This is a genomic window from Neorhizobium sp. CSC1952 (assembly GCF_030378245.1).
GTDB classification, from domain to species: Bacteria; Pseudomonadota; Alphaproteobacteria; order Rhizobiales; family Rhizobiaceae; genus Neorhizobium; species Neorhizobium oryzae_A.
On the sequence record NZ_CP128416.1, the window covers coordinates 1,185,737 to 1,202,683 of the forward strand.

At 64.4% G+C, this 16,947-nt stretch carries 13 protein-coding genes; 1 reads left to right on the plus strand and 12 read right to left on the minus strand.

What is annotated here, in order from left to right; genetic code table 11:
* Positions 1-4: 4 nt before the first annotated feature.
* The 9 genes from QTA58_RS06105 to trpS all read right to left on the minus strand — a co-directional run bounded on the left by QTA58_RS06105 (position 5) and on the right by trpS (position 7,728).
* The gene (locus QTA58_RS06105; protein ID WP_289672096.1) at positions 5-1,060 is read right to left on the minus strand and encodes a PhoH family protein; all 1,056 of its coding nucleotides are present in this window, start codon (positions 1,058-1,060) and stop codon (positions 5-7) included.
* A 22-nt stretch (positions 1,061-1,082) separates the two neighbouring features.
* On the minus strand, positions 1,083-2,519 hold the full coding sequence (gene miaB, locus QTA58_RS06110) for a tRNA (N6-isopentenyl adenosine(37)-C2)-methylthiotransferase MiaB (RefSeq protein ID WP_289672097.1): 1,437 nt from the start codon (positions 2,517-2,519) through the stop codon (positions 1,083-1,085).
* 277 nt (positions 2,520-2,796) lie between these two features.
* Positions 2,797-3,600, minus strand: coding sequence for a lysophospholipid acyltransferase family protein (locus QTA58_RS06115; protein ID WP_289672098.1), 804 nt, complete (start codon positions 3,598-3,600; stop codon positions 2,797-2,799).
* A complete protein-coding gene (locus QTA58_RS06120) occupies positions 3,597-4,025 on the minus strand; it encodes a Fur family transcriptional regulator (protein WP_007756061.1) in 429 nt (142 codons plus the stop codon). The genes QTA58_RS06115 and QTA58_RS06120 overlap by 4 nt, the downstream gene beginning before the upstream one ends.
* 40 nt (positions 4,026-4,065) lie before the next feature.
* Positions 4,066-4,560 (minus strand): N-acetyltransferase, encoded by a 495-nt coding sequence (locus tag QTA58_RS06125; RefSeq protein WP_289672099.1) that lies wholly within the window; start codon positions 4,558-4,560, stop codon positions 4,066-4,068.
* Between the two features lie 3 nt (positions 4,561-4,563).
* Positions 4,564-5,241, minus strand: coding sequence for a tRNA (adenosine(37)-N6)-threonylcarbamoyltransferase complex dimerization subunit type 1 TsaB (gene tsaB, locus QTA58_RS06130; RefSeq protein ID WP_289672100.1), 678 nt, complete (start codon positions 5,239-5,241; stop codon positions 4,564-4,566).
* Between the two features lie 18 nt (positions 5,242-5,259).
* On the minus strand, positions 5,260-5,826 hold the full coding sequence (locus QTA58_RS06135) for a NifU family protein (protein ID WP_085422129.1): 567 nt from the start codon (positions 5,824-5,826) through the stop codon (positions 5,260-5,262).
* A gap of 125 nt (positions 5,827-5,951) precedes the next feature.
* Positions 5,952-6,443: a universal stress protein gene (locus QTA58_RS06140; protein ID WP_085422128.1), complete on the minus strand. Its 492-nt coding sequence runs from the start codon at positions 6,441-6,443 to the stop codon at positions 5,952-5,954.
* A 220-nt stretch (positions 6,444-6,663) separates the two neighbouring features.
* A complete protein-coding gene (gene trpS / locus QTA58_RS06145; protein WP_085422127.1) occupies positions 6,664-7,728 on the minus strand; it encodes a tryptophan--tRNA ligase in 1,065 nt (354 codons plus the stop codon).
* A 1,102-nt stretch (positions 7,729-8,830) separates the two neighbouring features.
* Between trpS and QTA58_RS06150 the strand changes: the two genes are divergently transcribed.
* On the plus strand, positions 8,831-9,304 hold the full coding sequence (locus tag QTA58_RS06150; RefSeq protein WP_085423345.1) for a DUF882 domain-containing protein: 474 nt from the start codon (positions 8,831-8,833) through the stop codon (positions 9,302-9,304).
* Positions 9,305-9,312: 8 nt separating this feature from the next.
* On the opposite strand, the gene murJ is transcribed toward QTA58_RS06150, so the two are convergent.
* The 3 genes from murJ to mutS form a co-directional block, all read right to left on the minus strand.
* Positions 9,313-10,899 (minus strand): murein biosynthesis integral membrane protein MurJ, encoded by a 1,587-nt coding sequence (gene murJ, locus QTA58_RS06155; protein ID WP_289672101.1) that lies wholly within the window; start codon positions 10,897-10,899, stop codon positions 9,313-9,315.
* 281 nt (positions 10,900-11,180) lie between these two features.
* Positions 11,181-14,021, minus strand: a complete 2,841-nt coding sequence (locus tag QTA58_RS06160) for a [protein-PII] uridylyltransferase (protein WP_289672102.1) — start codon at positions 14,019-14,021, stop codon at positions 11,181-11,183.
* Positions 14,022-14,150: 129 nt separating this feature from the next.
* The gene (gene mutS, locus QTA58_RS06165; protein WP_289673039.1) at positions 14,151-16,793 is read right to left on the minus strand and encodes a DNA mismatch repair protein MutS; all 2,643 of its coding nucleotides are present in this window, start codon (positions 16,791-16,793) and stop codon (positions 14,151-14,153) included.
* Positions 16,794-16,947: the final 154 nt, after the last annotated feature.

The following is a 16,947-nucleotide window of genomic DNA, read 5'->3' on the forward strand; positions in this document are numbered from 1 at the left end:
GCCTTCAGCGGTCGGGGTCCTCGCTTTCCTCATGGACGGCATATTGCGCGTCATAGGCCTGGACGATGCGGCCGACCAGCGGGTGGCGCACGACGTCCGTGTCCTTGAAGCGGACCACCGAAATGCCCTCGACGCCCTTCAGGACCTGCAGCGCCTCGACCAGGCCGGACTTGACGCCGCGCGGCAGGTCCACCTGGCTCGGATCGCCGGTGACGATCATCCGCGCATTCTCGCCGAGACGGGTCAGGAACATCTTCATCTGCATCGACGTGGTGTTCTGCGCCTCGTCGAGGATGACGGCGGCATTCGCGAGCGTCCGGCCGCGCATGAAGGCGAGCGGCGCGATCTCGATGACGCCGGCGGTGATCGCCCGCTCCACCTTGTCGCCCGGGATCATGTCGTAGAGAGCGTCATAGAGCGGCCTCAGATAGGGATCGACCTTCTCCTTCATGTCGCCCGGCAGGAAGCCCAGCCGCTCGCCGGCTTCGACGGCGGGACGCGACAGGATGATGCGGTCGACGGCGCCGCGCTCCAGGAGCTGGGCTGCATGGGCGACGGCGAGATAGGTCTTGCCGGTACCGGCCGGGCCGACGCCGAAGACCAGCTCGGACCGTTCCAGCGCGCGGATATAGGCATCCTGGGTCGGCGTGCGGGCCGCGATCGTCTTCTTGCGGGTGGAAATCTGCGCCATCGAAAGCTTTGCTTTGCGCTCCAGGGTGGGGAGAGTGAGCTGATCGTCCGCCGCCTGGGCCATGCGGATCGCGCCTTCGACGTCGGACGTTTCGACCGAACCGCCTTTCTGAAGCCGCTCATAGAGGAAATCCAGCGCCCGGCGCGCCTGGTTGGTGGCCGTCACGTCGCCGGAGATCGCGACCGAATTGCCGCGCGGCCGCGCATCGATGTGAAGCCGCTCTTCCAGCAGCTTCAGGTTCTGATCGAACTGACCGAAGAGCTCGCTTGCGAACCTGTTGTTCTCGAACGTCAGGACGAAGTGATTGGCGTCGGTCGCGGCGGATCGGGGTTGGCGCGCAGATGAAGAAACCAATTCACGTCCGTTCAAGCAGGCTAGCTCCTCAGCAAGTCTAGGCCCCTATTAAACTTCCTGCCGGTTCGGCAAACAAGCTGTTCGGGCCGGTTCCGATGATTCGTACTTGGATAATGTCACCGATTTGCGATGCTTTTGCATCAACATTCACAGACTGCAGCCAGGGCGAGCGCCCGATCACCTGACCCGGCATGCGGCCGGGCTTTTCCAGCAACAGCTCGATGACCTTCCCAATGCAGGATTTGGAGAACTCCGCCTGCTGTTTCAAGAGCAGCGCCTGCAATCTTTCGAGCCGCTCGGCCTTCACCTCTTCCGGCACCTGGTCGGAAAGCTCCGCACCCGGCGTTCCGGGGCGGGTGGAATATTTGAAGGAGAAGGCCTGCGCGTAGTTCACTTCCTCGACGATGCGGAGCGTGTCCTCGAAATCCCTGTCGGTCTCTCCCGGGAAGCCGACGATGAAATCGCCCGACATGGCGATGTCCGGCCGGGCCGCCCGGATGCGCTCGACGAGGCGGAGATATTCGGCGGCCGTGTGGCGGCGGTTCATGGCTTTCAGGATGCGGTCGGACCCGGCCTGCACCGGCAGATGCAGGTAGGGCATCAGGGCACGCAGGTCGCGATGCGCCGCGATCAGCCTGTCGTCCATGTCGCGCGGATGGCTGGTCGTGTAGCGCAGCCGGGCGAGGCCCGGAATTTCCGCCAACCGGTAGAGAAGGTCCCCGAGGCCCCATTCGCCGCCGTCCGGGCCGGCCGATCGCCAGGCATTGACGTTCTGGCCGAGCAGCGTGATCTCGCGCACGCCGCCATCGACCAGCCGCTCGGCCTCGTCGATGATCTGGCGGACGGGACGGGAGACTTCCGAGCCACGAGTGTAAGGCACCACACAGAAGGTGCAGAACTTGTCGCAGCCTTCCTGGACGGTGAGGAAGGACGTGACGCCGCGGGAGCGGATCTTCGCCTTTTCGGTCGCCGGCAGGTGCTCGAACTTGTCCTCGACGGCATATTCCGTATCGACCACGCGGGTTCCGGCGCGGGCGCGCTTCAGCGCTTCCGGCAGGCGGTGATAGGTCTGCGGTCCGATCACCACGTCGACGGCCGGAGAGCGGCGGAGGATTTCCTCCCCTTCCGCCTGGGCGACGCAGCCGGTGACGCCGATCATCAGTTCCTTGCCTTCGGCGGCACGGTCCTTCTTCATCTCGCGCAGGCGGCCGAGCGCCGAATAGACCTTGTCCGCCGCCTTCTCGCGGATATGGCAGGTGTTGAGGAGGATGAGGTCCGCCTCGCCCATGTCTTCCGTCGTGACGTAACCATCGCCCGCCAGCGCATCGCTCATGCGGGTCGAGTCGTAGACGTTCATCTGGCAGCCGTAGGTCTTGATGAAGACCTTGCGCGTGTTGGGGCGGCCGTTCAGGCCCCGGACAGGCTCTTCGGCCCCAGAGGCGGCAGCGGCGGAAAAGGAGACGTGTTCGTTCATGGGCGCTTCCATACCGCAAGAAAGCCGGGAAATGAAGCGTTTCGTGATTTATGTGGTTTGCGGAAACGTTGTGCCGATCCGGCCCCCCTCTGCCCTGCCGGGCATCTCCCCCACAGGTGGGGAGATCACAAGCGGCATGGCTTTCCCACCAAGCGGACCTCATGCTGCTTGGCAACGATTGTTGTTTGAGGAAAGAGATGCGCCGATCCAATCTCCCCACCCGTGGGGGAGATGCCCGGCAGGGCAGAGGGGGGCCGGATCGGCCGGACCTCAGTGATTAAAGCGTCTCATAATCCCTGCCGCGCAGGTGCTTCACCAGCATGCGGCGCATCCGGCTCGTTACGGCCTGGCTCAGATGCTTGCGGTTGTCGCCGGCGCGGAAATCGACCGTTTCGCCGAACGCCACGTCCACGTCGATCGCGCCTTCCTTCAGGATGCCGAGCAGATGCGGGCCGAGCTCGATATCGCCCGGCCAGGCGGCGATCGGCCGGTGATAGCGGCCCATGGCCATGCCGTGGACGCGGGTATAGGCGATCGCCACCGGCTGGACGTGGACCACGCCCTCCTTCGTATGCGGGACGGCGGCCGCCGCCGCGCCGAAAAGCGAGGACTTCACTTCGAGAAGCCGGTTGCCGTCGGACGTCGTGCCCTCGGGGAAGAGCACGACGATCTCGCCCGCCGACATGCGTTCGGCAATCTCGTTCACCTGGTCGCCGGTGCGGCGCTTCTGTTCGCGGACGACGAAAATGCTCTTCTGCAGCTTGGCGAGCGTGCCGAAGATCGGCCATTCCGCCACTTCCATCTTTGCGATGAAGACGACGTCGGCGATCGCGCCGAGCACCAGGATATCCTTCCAGGAGACATGGTTGGAAGCGAGCATCAGCGGCCGGCGGCGGTCGATCCTTCCGTGGACATGGATGCGGATGCCGAGGAGGAAGCAGGCCGTCCGGTGCCAGTAACGCGGAAGATAGCGGCGGATCTTCAGATCGAAGGCAAGACCGATCAGCTGGAACGGCAGGATGATCAGCGTGACCGCGAGAAGGACGAGGACGACGATGCCGATCCGAACCCAGGTGATCACTTATCGTCCTTATCCAGCGGGATGCCGTAAAGCTCCAGCCGGTGGCCGACGAGACGGAAGCCGTGCTCGCGGGCGATACGCTCCTGCAGCGCCTCGATCTCCGCCGAGCGGAACTCGATGACATTGCCGGTATTGAGATCGATCATGTGGTCGTGATGTTCTTCCGGCACCGTCTCGTAGCGGGAGCGGCCGTCGCGGAAATCGTGCCGTTCGATGATTCCCTCGTCCTCGAACAGTTTAACCGTTCGGTAGACGGTGGAGATCGAGATGCGCGGATCGACCTTCGAGGAACGCCGGTAGAGCTCCTCGACATCCGGATGGTCGTCGGAGTCCTGCAGGATGCGGGCGATCACGCGGCGCTGGTCCGTCATTCGCATGCCCTTTTCCGCACACAGCTCCTCCAGGGTTTTGGAAAGGTCTGTCATGTCGTTTTGGCCTTCGAAACGTTCCAGTACAAGACACGGACTAGCGAAGAACGCGGCTCATGACAAGCGCCGTGGATCGCGTCCCGCCCGGGCCGGTGTAATAGGCCGGCCGCTCGCCGACCTTTTCGAATCCGAGCTTGCGGTAGAGCTGGACCGCGGCCCGGTTCTCCGCCTCGACTTCGAGGAACATGCTCTCGCCGCCGCGTGCCGCAGCCTCCCGCAAGGCCGCCTGCATGAGGCGCCAGCCGAGCCCCTGGCGGCCGAATTTCTCGTTGACGGCGACCGTCAGGATCTCCGCCTCGCCGGCCGCTTCCCTGGACAGCACGAAACCGCCGAGCGGCCTCGAAAAGAAAGCGTTGGTCTGGCGCGCGACGAAGCCGAAGACGCTATGCTGCAGAAGCAGGTTCTGGAATTCGCCGTCGCTCCACCTGCGGGGGAAACGCATGCCATGCAATTCGGATATTTCGGCGCAATCGGCAATCTCGATCGGCACGACTTCGAAAAACGGCTTCCAACTCAGGTAATCGTCGAGCATCGGTCATTCACGGGCACGGGCACGGGCAAGGGCGAATCCGGTTTGCGGTTTCGCATCGGGTCCGCGAAGATACAACGGTTTTGGCCGGCCTGCATCCTCGGCTTTTTCCACACCGATCCGCGCGACCAAGGCGATATCGAAACGGTCCCGCCCCTCGAACTCGGCCGCTCCCTTACCAAGGGAGTGCTCTGCCCAGGAACCGACCGGGGCTGCGGATAAGGATTCGACGAGCTTCGATACTTCTTCCGGGGATAGTGCAGCGGGTTCGTTCAGAGGCAGGCCGTCCGCGGCAAAGGCCTGGGCATAGACTTCGCTGCGCTTCGCATCCATGGCGGCGACCACCGGCTGGCCGGGATGTTCGGCAAGATGGCTGCGCGCCAGGACCTCCAGCGTGGTCACGCCCACCGATCCGACGCCGAGCGCAAGCGCCAGTCCGCGGGCGGCGGCGACGCCGACGCGGATGCCGGTGAAGGAACCCGGTCCGATGACGACGGCGACCCGTTCGACGGCGGCGAGGTGGAGATTGGCGGCGGCGAGCGCCTCGTCGATCACCGCCATCAGCCGTTCGGCATGCCCCTTGCCGATCGTTTCGGTGACCGCGGAAAGCACTTTGCCCGCCGCACTGTCATAGAGCGCGGCGGAGCAATCCACTCCGGCGGTATCGATGGCCAAAACGATCATAAACGGGGCGGCCGGGCCTTAGAGCGCTTCGACCGCCTGAACTTCCGGGACGAAATGGCGCAGCAGGTTCTGCACGCCGTGCTTCAGCGTGGCGGTGGAAGACGGGCAGCCGGAGCATGCGCCCTTCATGTTCAGATAGACCGTGCCGTCGCGGAAACCCTTGAAGGTGATGTCGCCCCCATCCTGGGCGACAGCGGGACGGACGCGGGTCTCCAGCAGTTCCTTGATCGTCGCGACGAGGGTTTCATCCTCCTCGTCGAAGAACTCGCCGTCCTGGTCGAGGTCCTCGGCAAGCGTCGAGGCTCCGCCCATGACCGGCTGGCCGGACATGAAATGTTCCATGATCGAACCCAGGATCGCCGGCTTCAGGTGCTGCCATTCGGCATCGTCCTTGGTGACGGTGATGAAATCGTAGCCGAAATAGACCCCGCTCACGCCGCTGACCGAAAAGAGGCGGGATGCGAGCGGAGAGGCTTCCGCCTCGCCGGCATTGCGGAAATCCGCGGTTCCCCGCTCCATGACCACCTTGCCGGGCAGGAACTTGAGCGTCGCCGGGTTGGGCGTGGCTTCCGTCTGAATGAACATCTCGTCTCTCCTGGGCTTGCCTGGGTTCAAGGCGCGCCTTGCAAATTTAGAATTCTTCAAAAGAAGATAAGCCTTATCAGCTTTTCGTTCAAGTGCGCCTTTGCCCTTTCCGGGTCAAGAGAAAGCTAGCAAAGGGCGTCGATTTCCTCGTCGGTCAGTGTATCAGGGAGCACGGTGACGGGGATGGGGAAAGTCATGCCGCGTCCGGCGACGGCGGAGACCAGCGGCCCGGGGCCTTCCTTGGCGGAGGCCGCCGCCAGGACCAGGATCGCGATATCCCGGTCTTCCTCGACAAGCTGGTTGATCTGTTCGGTGGCGCTGCCTTCGCGGATGACGATTTCCGGATCGATGCCGATCGTCTCGCGCACCTTCTGCGCGGCCTTGGCCATCACCGCTTCGGCCTCCTCGCGGGCCTCGGCGCGCATGATCTGCTCGACGCCGAGCCATTGCTGGAAATCCCCTTCCGGGATCACGAACAGGAGCACCAGGCCGCCGTTGGAATTCTTGGCGCGGCGGCCGGCATAATGGACCGCCTTCTCGCATTCCGGCGTGGCATCGATGACGGCCATGAACTTGCGCCGGTGTCCCTCAAGCCGCGAAAGCCGTTTCGAAACCATGCCTGCCCCCTATCTAGCACGTACTCGACCGAAGCAGTCGTGATGCGGAATTTAGAGCGTTCGGCAGAAAATGAAAACCCACGAAGATATTGCGGTGGTTCGCTGCCCAGCCGTCATGCTCGGGCTTGTTCCGAGCATCCGCGTCGGTTCGATATAACTGACGCGCGGCAGATCCCCGGGACAAGCCCGAGGATGACGGCCCAAGAAAAGCGGGCTGAGGTCAGCGCAGGAAGCCGACGACATCGAAGACGTCGTTCATCACCTTTTCGGCGCGGGCGCGGGCACGTTCGCCGCCATCCCTGAGGATCGCGTCGATATGGCTCGTGTCGTCCATCAGGCGACGCATCTCTGCGCTGATCGGCGAGAGGACATGCACGGCGAGATCGGCGAGCGCCGGCTTGAAGACCGAGAACTGCCGGCCGCCGAATTCGGCGAGCACGTCCGCCTTGGTCCTGTCGGCGAGCGCGGCATAGATGCCGACGAGGTTGTCGGCTTCGGGCCGGCCCTGGAGGCCCTCGACCTCGCCCGGCAGGCCTTCCGGATCGGTCTTCGCCTTGCGGATCTTCCTGGCGATCTCGTCCGCGTCGTCCATCAGGTTGATGCGCGAAAGGTCCGACGGGTCGGATTTCGACATCTTCTTCGTGCCGTCGCGCAGCGACATAACGCGCGGCGCCGGCCCCTCGATCAGCGGCTCGACCAGCGGGAAATAGCCGTGGATCTTCTCCTCGCCGACGACCATGTCGACGCCGGTGCCGGTGGCCCTGATCTTTTCCTGGAAGTCGATGTTGAACTTCTGGGCGATGTCGCGGGCAAGCTCCAGGTGCTGCTTCTGGTCGTCGCCGACCGGCACGTGGGTGGCGCGGTAGACGAGGATGTCGGCCGCCATCAGGCTCGGATAGGCGAGCAGACCGAGCGAGGCGTTCTCGCGGTCCTTGCCGGCCTTGTCCTTGAACTGGGTCATGCGGTTCATCCAGCCGATGCGGGCGACGCAGTTGAAGACCCAGGCGAGTTCCGCATGCTGCGGCACGGCCGACTGGTTGAAGACGATATGCTTCTTCGGATCGATGCCCGAAGCGATGAAGGCGGCGGCAATCGAGCGGATCTGGCCGCGCAGGTCGTCATGCACGAGCTGGGCGGTGATCGCATGCAGGTCGACGACGCAATAGATGCAGTCGTTGTTCTCCTGCAGCGCGACGAACTTGCGGATGGCGCCGAGATAATTGCCGAGATGGAGATTGCCGGTCGGCTGAACGCCGGAAAAGACAAGCGGTTTGAACGTATTCATATCGTCCTCGAACAGGCTGGTGGAAGGCCCCAGGCCCTGGATTGCGCAATTCCGGGAGGTTTGAGCGTCTCCCGGCGATCGCGCCCCGCGGGCCATGTAGCTAACGGGCGGGCTTATGCACGGCGGGTGGGGCGCAATCAAGGGCTCACGCACCGTATGCTCAATCAAATCCCGGGTGTTGCCGTAAGGATCGGAAAAGACAGCTCCCTTTTTGAAAGACGGGCGTGACGATGGATACACTACGCCCTTGGCGATCTCGATTATTCTTGTTTCGGCCGGGACACGTCGTGTGCCTCGATTTGAGTTTTTATATGTGACACGCGACGTGTCCCGTTCGGTCAGTTTTTCCGCGCAACTCCGGTCCCTCTGCGGCGGTATGGTCTTACGTCCTTGCGGGTGCCAACCGGGTTGTGTGCGACACACGCACGCCCCGCCTTGAGGCGAGAGGGGGACCATTTTCTGCGCAGCCCCTGATGGCCCGCCTGCATCAACGGCAGACCGTCAGGGCACCGGTCCCGCCTCGCCGGCGATGCTTGAACCGGTGTAGCCGAAACGGAACGGGGAAATGATGGCACGGGTTTGGAGGGCGGGGATGAACGGAGGGGATTTTTTCTGGCGGTTTTTTTCAAGGCTTTGATTTCCCTTGTGGTACCCCCCTCTGCCCTGCCGGGCATCTCCCCCTCAAGGGGGGAGATCGGGTGGGGGCGCGGGCTTCCTCAAACAACTGCGGTGCAGGTCGGCGAGCCATTGACTTGATGGGAAGGCCATGCCGCTTGTGATCTCCCCCCTTGAGGGGGAGATGTCCGGCAGGACAGAGGGGGGTGTGGCGGTCCAATTGCGTTGGGTACAAACGCAGGCCGCTCCGGCTCCCGCGTGTACCGCTCAGGGCAAAATCGCTACCGCTTCCGGCGCGGCTTCGAGACTCAAGTAGTAAATTCTACCCGCCTCTCTCCGAAAAGATTAACGGATATTAGCCTTTTAGGCGGCTAAATTCCCATTTTTGAGCAAAAGCCTCCTTATTCCCGCCTCTTTTAGAAAAGAAATACCCGGCCGTTATCACGGTTAACCGGCCATGAAGGCCGGTCTCTTCACGGGGGATACCATGCGCATGATTTTCCGCATCGCGCTGTCCTGCCTCATGGCGCTCAGCCTCAACGTCAATGCCGAAGCCGAAGCGGGCCAGAGCCAGAAGCGTCGCAGCACGTCCTTCAAGCACGATTACTCGGCTTTCTACACGGTACAACGGGTCAGCGTCCGGACAAGCTGCTTTCCGGAAAAGCTCGGCGCGATCCTCGCCCACATCGCCAAGCAGACCGGGCACAAGCCGATGGTGACGTCCGGCCACCGGCCCCGTTCCGGCCGGTCGCAGCACAGCCGCTGCTATGCTGCCGACATCCGGGTTCCCGGCGTTCCCGAACAGAGGATCCTCGCAGCCGCGCGGAGCGCGCCCGGCATCGGCGGCGTCGGTCGCTACTGCAACGGCATCGTGCATGTCGACATCGGCCCGAAGCGCACATGGGCCTATTGCGGCAAGGCGAAGGGCCTGGCCAACCTCAAGCGCCGCGCCCGTTCCTGAGGAACGCGCTACTCCGTCGTCTCCGGCGCCGCCTTCGGCTTGCGCTTCAGATTCCGGCGGATCATGCCCATATCGGCGCCGCCGATCAGGAAGGCGGACGCGAAATAGACGACCACCGCGAGTGAGAGCAGGCAGCCGAGTGCGGCGACCTGATAAAGAAGCGATACTTCCGGCGCCAGCCACGGAGCGGCATAGGGGAGCGCATAGACGAGCGCCGCCGACATGATGCCCGTCGCGGCAAGAAGCAGCGCGGTGCGCTTCGCCAGCGCCCATTCCCAGACGAGATCGCCGCGCCACAGAAGCGTCGAGAAAAGCAGGATCGTGTTGATCCAGCCGGCAGCGGCTTCGGCCGTCGCGATGCCGCGCTCGGCGATCAGCGGGAAGAGCGTGATCGCCAGGCCCGTGTTGACGACCACGGACAGCATGGTGAAGCGCATCGGGGTCCTGGTGTCCTCGCGGGCGTAAAAGCCCGGCTGCAGCGCCTTGATCAGCACGAAGCCGGGCAGGCCGATGCCGTAGATCGCCAGGATCGAGGCGACGACCGAGGTGTTTTCCGCCGAGAAGGCGCCACGCTCGTAAAGCACGCGGATGATCGCGTCCGACAGGATCCAGAGGCCGGCGGCGGCCGGCAGCGTCAGGAACAGCACGAATTCGATCGAGCGGTTCTGGGTATTGGCGGCTTCCTTCACATGGCCGGCCTTCAGCGCGCGCGCAAGCTCCGGCAGGAGGACGACGCCGACCGCGACGCCGACGACCCCGAGCGGAAGCTGGTAGATGCGGTCCGCATATTGGAGTGCGGCGATCGCGCCTTCCTTGCCCGACGCGATCGCCTGGCCGATGATCTGGTTGATCTGGGTGATGCCGCCGGTGACGGCGGCGGGAACGGCGAGCACCAGCAGGCGCTTGACGTTCGGCGTCAGACGCGGACGGCGGAAGCCGATATTGATGCCCGCATGGCGCACGCCGACATAAACCACGGCAAGCTGCAGGACGCCGGCCGCGAGCACGCTCCAGGAAAGATACCAGGCGATCGTCAGCGGGTCGGCGCCGATCCAGAGCCCGTAGAAGAGCGCGCCGATCATCACCACGTTCAGGAAGACGGGCGCGATTGCCGCGGCGAAGAAATGGTGCAGCGAGTTCAGCATGCCGCTCATCATCGCCGTCAGCGACATGCACATGAGATAGGGGAACATCACCGCCGCCATGCGGATGGTGATGGAGGTCTTTTCGGGATCGTCGGCGAAACCCGGCGCGATGACCCATTCCACCAGCCAGGGCATCATCAGTTCCATGACGATGGTGATGAGCAGCAGTGCGGAGAACAAGACGCCGAAGACCTCCTCCGAAAAACGCTTGGCGCCCTCGACGCCGTTCGCCTCGATCTCCTTCGAGAAGAGCGGCACGAAGGCGGCGTTGAACGCGCCCTCGGCAAACAGCCGGCGGAAGAGATTGGGAAAGCGGAAGGCGGCATAGAAGACGTCCGCCATCGGTCCGGTGCCGAGCGCGGCGGCCATCAGCGTCTCGCGGGCGAAACCGAAGATGCGGCTGCCGAGCGTCGCCCCGCCGACGGTAGCGAATTTCTTGACGAGGGTCATGGGGCGGGGCTCATGGGGCGGGGCTCACTGGGTTGCGTGAAGTCATGTCGGTCTCGGCAAGGAGGCCCCCCTCTGGCCTGCCGGCCATCTCCCCCACAGGTGGGGAGATCGGATGGACGCACCGGCTTCCCGAAACAGACGACGTTTCTATTTGCAAAATGGCTAGCGAGGCAGGAAGGCCAGCCCGCTTGTGATCTCCCTCCTTGTGGGGGAGATGCCCGGCAGGGCAGAGGGGGGTGATACGACCGTGCCCTGCATCAAAGCTCATCATCGGACGAGCCTCACACGCTGGCCTTGGTCCTGCGCGAGGGGGCAGGAGCCGGGGCGGGGACGGGGGCCGGGGCGATGATGCCGGAGGGCATGCCGCTTCGGAGCTCGTCCTCCTGTTCGGCCATGACCGCCTTCAGCCGCGCCGTGATGTTGCCCTGGCGGTTCTCGTTCACGACCTTGTGGCCGACGAGATCGGTGACGTAGAAGGTGTCGATGACCTTCTCGCCGAAGGTGGTAATGCGCGCCGAATGGATGTCGAGCGAGAGATCGGCGAGCACGGCGGTGATATCCGCGAGCAGGCCGGTGCGGTCGAGGCATTCCACCTCGATGACGGTGAACTTGTTCGACAGGCCGTTCGAGATGATGACCGAGGGCGGGATGGTGAAGGTCTTGTTGCGCTTGCGGGATTTGGCGCGCGTGGCAATCACTTCCGGCAGCCGCTTCTTGCCCGACAGCACATCCTCGATCATGCGGCTGATCGTGCCGCCGCGGCGCAGCTCGTCCTCGTCCACGGCGAATTCGCGGTTGACGAGGATGGTGTCGAGCGCCCGGCCGTCGGAGGTGGTGAAGATCTGCGCGTCGGCGATGTTGGCGCCGGCGGCCGCACAGGCGCCGGCAATGATCGACAGGAGGCGCGGGTGGTCGGGCGCCAGCACCGTGATCTCGGTAATCGCGTGGAAGCTGTCCGTCCGGACCATGGTGGCGAGCGCCTGGCCGGCCTTGTCCGCCTCGCGGATGAACTTCGCATGGCGGACCTGGTCCTCCAGCGAGACCGACAGAAGATAGGGCTGGTAATGCAGCTTCGAATAGGTGCGGCGGTCCTTCTGGCTCCAGTCGGAGAGCGTGCCGAAAAGTTCCTCCTCCGCCTGCCGGGCCCGCTCCTTCCGCGACAGTTCCGAAAAGCCTCCCGAGAGCAGCAGCTCGGTTTCGTAATAGAGCGTGCGCAGAAGCTGGCCCTTCCAGCCGTTCCAGACGCCCGGGCCGACGGCGCGGATATCGCAGATCGTCAAGATCAGGAGCAGCTTCAGCCGGTCCATCGACTGCACCTTCTCGGCGAAGTCGGTGATCGTCTTGCGGTCGTGCAGGTCGCGGGTCTGGGCCGTCATCGACATGATCAGGTGTTCCTCGATCAGCCAGACGACCAGCTCGGTCTGCTTGGCGTTGAGGCCGAGGCGCGGGCAGAGTTTGCGCGCGATGCGGGCGCCGGCGATCGAGTGGTCCTCCTGCCGGCCCTTGGCGATGTCGTGCAGCAGGACCGCGACATAGAGCACCGTGCGATCCTCGATCGTCGGCATCAGCTTGTTGGAAAGCGGATGGATGTCGGCCGCCTTGCCGTTGTCGATCTCCGACAGCGCCTCGACGGAGCGGATCAGGTGCTCGTCGACCGTATAGTGATGATACATGTTGAACTGCATCATCGCCACGACCTTGCCGAATTCCGGGATGAAGCGGCCGAGCACGCCCGCCTCGTTCATGCGCCGCAGCATCAGCGCCGGATCGCGCCGCGAGGTGAGCATGGAGAGGAAGAGCCGGTTCGCCTCCTCGTTCTCGCGCACGTCGTTGTCGATCAGCGAAAGCGAGCGGGTCATGCGCTTCAGGGCATCCGGATGCAGTTCCAGGCCGTTGATATCGGCCACATGGAAGAAGCGGATGAGGTTGATCGGGTCGCGCTTGAAGACGTTCGGATCGGCAAGCGTGATGCGGCCGCGGTCCTCGACGAAATCCACCGTGCCGGGGATCTTGCGGACGCGCTTGGTGAAGCGGGAGATGACGCGTCTGGTGAGGCCCGGCGCATCCTTGGCCTGCTCGTCCTCAAGGGCCGCGCAGAGGATGCGGGTGAGATCGCCGACATCCTTGGCGACGAGGAAATAGTGCTTCATGAAGCGCTCGACGGCCGAAAGGCCGGGGCGCGTGTGATAGCCGAGGCTTTCGGCGATCTCCCGCTGAATGTCGAAGGAAAGCCGCTCCTCCGCCTTGCCGGTCAGGAAATGCATGTGGCAGCGCACCGCCCAGAGGAAATCGTCGGCCTTTTCGAAGAGGCGGGACTCCTCGCGCGACAGGACGCCGAGATTGACGAGCTCGGCCGTGTCGCGGACGCGGTAATAATATTTGGCGATCCAGAAGAGCGTGTGGAGGTCGCGCAGGCCCCCCTTGCCCTCCTTGACGTTCGGCTCCACGAGATAGCGCGTGTCGCCGGCCTTCTGATGGCGCTGGTCGCGCTCGGCAAGCTTGGCGGCGATGAATTCCGGCCCGGTATCGGCGACGATCTCCCGGTCGAAACGGGTCTCCAGCTCCGTCACCAGCGCCTCGTGGCCGCAGATATAGCGGCTTTCGAGGATCGCCGTGCGGATGGTCATGTCGGTCTTCGACAGGCGGATGCATTCCTCGACGGTGCGGGTCGCGTGGCCGACCTTGAAGCCCATGTCCCACAGCACATAGAGCAGGAACTCGACCGCCTTGCGCATCGCGTCGGAATTCTTTTCCGGCAGCAGGAAGAGAAGGTCGATATCCGAACCCGGCGCCAGCGTATCGCGGCCATAGCCGCCGACGGCGGCGACCGCGATATCGGCTCCTTCGGGATGGATGCTTTCGACGATGACCTCGTAGAGGACGGTGATGATCTGGTCCTGCAGCCAGGAAAGACGGCGGGCGCAGTTCAATCCGCTGCCGTCCCGGCCAAGAAGCGCGCGGGCCTTCTCCCGGCCCTCGGCGCTTGCCCGGCGCAGGACCGGAAGGAGCGCGGCGCGCAGTTCGAGCTGCGGGCGATCCCGGTCGCCGGCGATCGCCCTGCATTCGGCCCGGAGGCGGGCCACGTCGAGAAGTTCGGAGAAATCGATGTCGTGTCTGGCCATGTTATCCTGCCGGCGCCGGCTGCGGGGAGGCTATAGCCCTTTTGCGGCACCTTGACCAACGATTATCACCGCCAGCCGTTTCAAAGTTGTTTCCTCCCGAGACGAAGTTCAAGTCCGTCCAAGAATCGACTACCCGAGCTGCTTCTTCAGCGCGTAAAGCGCATCCAAGGCCTCGCGGGGGGTCATGTCGTCCGGATTGATCGCCTTCAGCGCTTCTTCCACCTTGGACGAACCGGCCCGCTTGACCTCCTCGCGGCGGACGGCGACCTGGAAGAGGGGCAGGTCGTCGATCAGTTGGCTCGCGGGGTTCTTGCGGTCGGAGTCTTCCAGCCTGGTCAGCACGTCGCGGGCGCGGGCGACGACGGAGTCCGGGAGGCCGGCAAGGCGGGCGACCTGGATGCCGTAGGAACGGTCGGCGGCGCCGGGGCCGACCTCGTGGAGGAAGATCACCTCGCCGTCCCATTCCTTCACCCGCATCGTGGCGTTGGAGAGGCGGTTGAGCTTTTCGGAAAGCACCGTCAGCTCGTGGAAATGGGTGGCGAAGAGGCCGCGGCAGCGGTTCGCCTCGTGCAGATGCTCGACGGCGGCCCAGGCGATGGAGAGGCCGTCGAAGGTCGCGGTGCCGCGGCCGATCTCGTCGAGGATGACCAGCGAGCGATCGGTCGCCTGATTGAGGATCGCGGCCGTCTCGACCATCTCGACCATGAAGGTGGAACGCCCGCGGGCGAGATCGTCCGATGCGCCGACGCGGGAGAAGAGCCGGTCGACGATGCCGATATGGGCCGAAGCCGCCGGCACGAAGGAGCCCATCTGGGCGAGAATGGCGATCAGCGCGTTCTGGCGCAGGAAGGTCGACTTGCCGCCCATGTTCGGGCCGGTGAGCAGCCAGAGAGCGCCGAATTCACCGCCTTCAGGGGAGAGGTCGCAGTCGTTGGCGATGAACGGGCCGGAAGACTGGCGGCGCAGCGCCTGTTCGACCACCGGATGGCGGCCGCCCTCGATCGCGAACATGCGGGACGCATCGACGGCCGGGCGGCGGTAGTCCCATTCCTCGGCCAGCATCGCGAGACCGGCCGCCACGTCGATGACGGCGAGCGCGCGGGCGCCGGCCTTGATCGCCTCGGCTTCAGAGGTGACTGCCGCAACCATCCTGCCGAAGGCTTCGAGCTCGATCGTCAGCGCCCGGTCGGCGGCGTTCGCGATGCGGCTTTCGAGATCGGCAAGCTCGGTCGTGGTGAAGCGCATGGCGCTCGCCATGGTCTGGCGGTGGATGAAGCGCGCCTTGCCCTCCGGCGTATCGGTCATGGTGCCGGAATTGCCGGCCGTCACCTCGATGAAATAACCAAGCACGTTGTTGTGCTTGATCTTCAGCGACTTGATGCCGGTCTCCTCGGCATATTGGAGCTGCAGGCCGGCAATGACCTTGCGCGACTGGTCGCGCAGCGCGCGGACCTCGTCCAGCTCGGAAATCGCGCCTTCCGCCAGGAAAGCGCCGTCGCGCTTCAGGAGCGGCAGTTCGTCCGCCAGCATGTTGGCGAGCATGGATTCGAGCTGCAGCGGCAGGGCCTTGAGGTCGGCCAGCGCCTCGCCGAGTTCTTCCGGCAGCATCGCACGGTCGAGGAAAGCCGCAACGCCGCGCGCCGCTTCGAGGCCGCGATGAATGGCGCCGAGATCGCGCGGGCCGCCGCGGTCGAGCGCCAGGCGCGACAGGGCACGCGGCATGTCCGGCACGTGTTTCAGCGCCCCGCGCAACTCGCTGCAAAGGCCGGGCTCTTCCAGAAGGAAGGAGATGGAATCGAGACGCCGGTTGATGCGGTCCGGATCGGTCAGCGGCGACATCAGCCGCTCGGCGAGCAGACGCCCGCCGCCGCCGGTGACGGTGCGGTCGATCGCCTTCAGGAGCGAGCCGTCGCGGTCGCCGGAAAGCGTCTTCGTGAGCTCCAGGTTGCCGCGCGTGGCCGGATCGATGAAGAGCGTCGAGGCGCCGCTTTCCCGCTCCGGATGCCCGAGCGGCGGGCGCTCGGAAATCTGCGTCTTCTCCACATAGGCGACGGCGGCGGCCGCCGCCGCGAGCTCGGAGCGGGAGAAGGTGCCGAAGCCGTCCAGCGTGCCGACGCCGAAATAGCGGGCGATGCGGCCTTCGGCGCTGGCGCTGTCGAAGAGCACGGCGGGCTGCGGCACGGCCACCTTGCCGAGCACATCGAAGACCGGCTTCAGCTCGGCATCATGGAAGATCGTGTCCGGCAGGATCAGTTCGCGCGGATCGATGCGCAGGATATCGGCGAGCAGGCGGGAAGGATCGGTTTCCGCCAGCCGGAAGACGCCCGTGGAGATGTCGATCCAGGCAAGCGCCATCTGCGCTTCGGATGAACCGCGGATACGGGCGAGCGCCATGAGATAGTTGGACTCGGAGGCGACAAGCAGCTTTTCCTCGGTGATCGTGCCGGGCGTCACGAGACGAACCACGTCGCGCTTCACCACCGATTTCGAGCCGCGCTTCTTCGCTTCCGCCGGATCTTCCACCTGTTCGCAGACGGCGACGCGGAAACCGAGGGCGATGAGCTTCTGGAGATAGTCGTCGGCCGCATGGACCGGCACGCCGCACATCGGGATGTCCTGACCCATATGCTGGCCGCGCCGCGTCAGCGTGATGCCGAGCGCGCGCGACGCCTCCACCGCATCCTCGAAGAAGAGTTCGTAGAAATCCCCCATGCGGTAGAAAAGCAGCGAACCCGGATTGTTCGCCTTGATCTCGATATACTGCTCCATCATCGGCGTCGCGGACGCGCGGCTTTCCTCCGAGGCGAGCACGGCGGCGTTCAGGGCTTCGCCCTTTTGGACGTCGGTGGAGAATCTTTCAAACTGGGTCACGGAACCGAATTTTTGTTGCGCAAGGGAATTGACGACACTATCGATGGTGACCCCT

Coding starts and splice junctions, on each gene's coding strand:
- miaB (WP_289672097.1), bottom strand. CDS start 2,519: ATGAACGAACACGTCTCCTTTTCCGCCGCTGCCGCCTCTGGGGCCGAA.
- QTA58_RS06120 (WP_007756061.1), bottom strand. CDS start 4,025: ATGACAGACCTTTCCAAAACCCTGGAGGAGCTGTGTGCGGAAAAGGGC.
- QTA58_RS06125 (WP_289672099.1), bottom strand. CDS start 4,560: ATGCTCGACGATTACCTGAGTTGGAAGCCGTTTTTCGAAGTCGTGCCG.
- tsaB (WP_289672100.1), bottom strand. CDS start 5,241: ATGATCGTTTTGGCCATCGATACCGCCGGAGTGGATTGCTCCGCCGCG.
- QTA58_RS06135 (WP_085422129.1), bottom strand. CDS start 5,826: ATGTTCATTCAGACGGAAGCCACGCCCAACCCGGCGACGCTCAAGTTC.
- QTA58_RS06140 (WP_085422128.1), bottom strand. CDS start 6,443: ATGGTTTCGAAACGGCTTTCGCGGCTTGAGGGACACCGGCGCAAGTTC.
- trpS (WP_085422127.1), bottom strand. CDS start 7,728: ATGAATACGTTCAAACCGCTTGTCTTTTCCGGCGTTCAGCCGACCGGC.
- QTA58_RS06150 (WP_085423345.1), top strand. CDS start 8,831: ATGCGCATGATTTTCCGCATCGCGCTGTCCTGCCTCATGGCGCTCAGC.
- murJ (WP_289672101.1), bottom strand. CDS start 10,899: ATGACCCTCGTCAAGAAATTCGCTACCGTCGGCGGGGCGACGCTCGGC.
- QTA58_RS06160 (WP_289672102.1), bottom strand. CDS start 14,021: ATGGCCAGACACGACATCGATTTCTCCGAACTTCTCGACGTGGCCCGC.
- mutS (WP_289673039.1), bottom strand. CDS start 16,793: ATGATGGAGCAGTATATCGAGATCAAGGCGAACAATCCGGGTTCGCTG.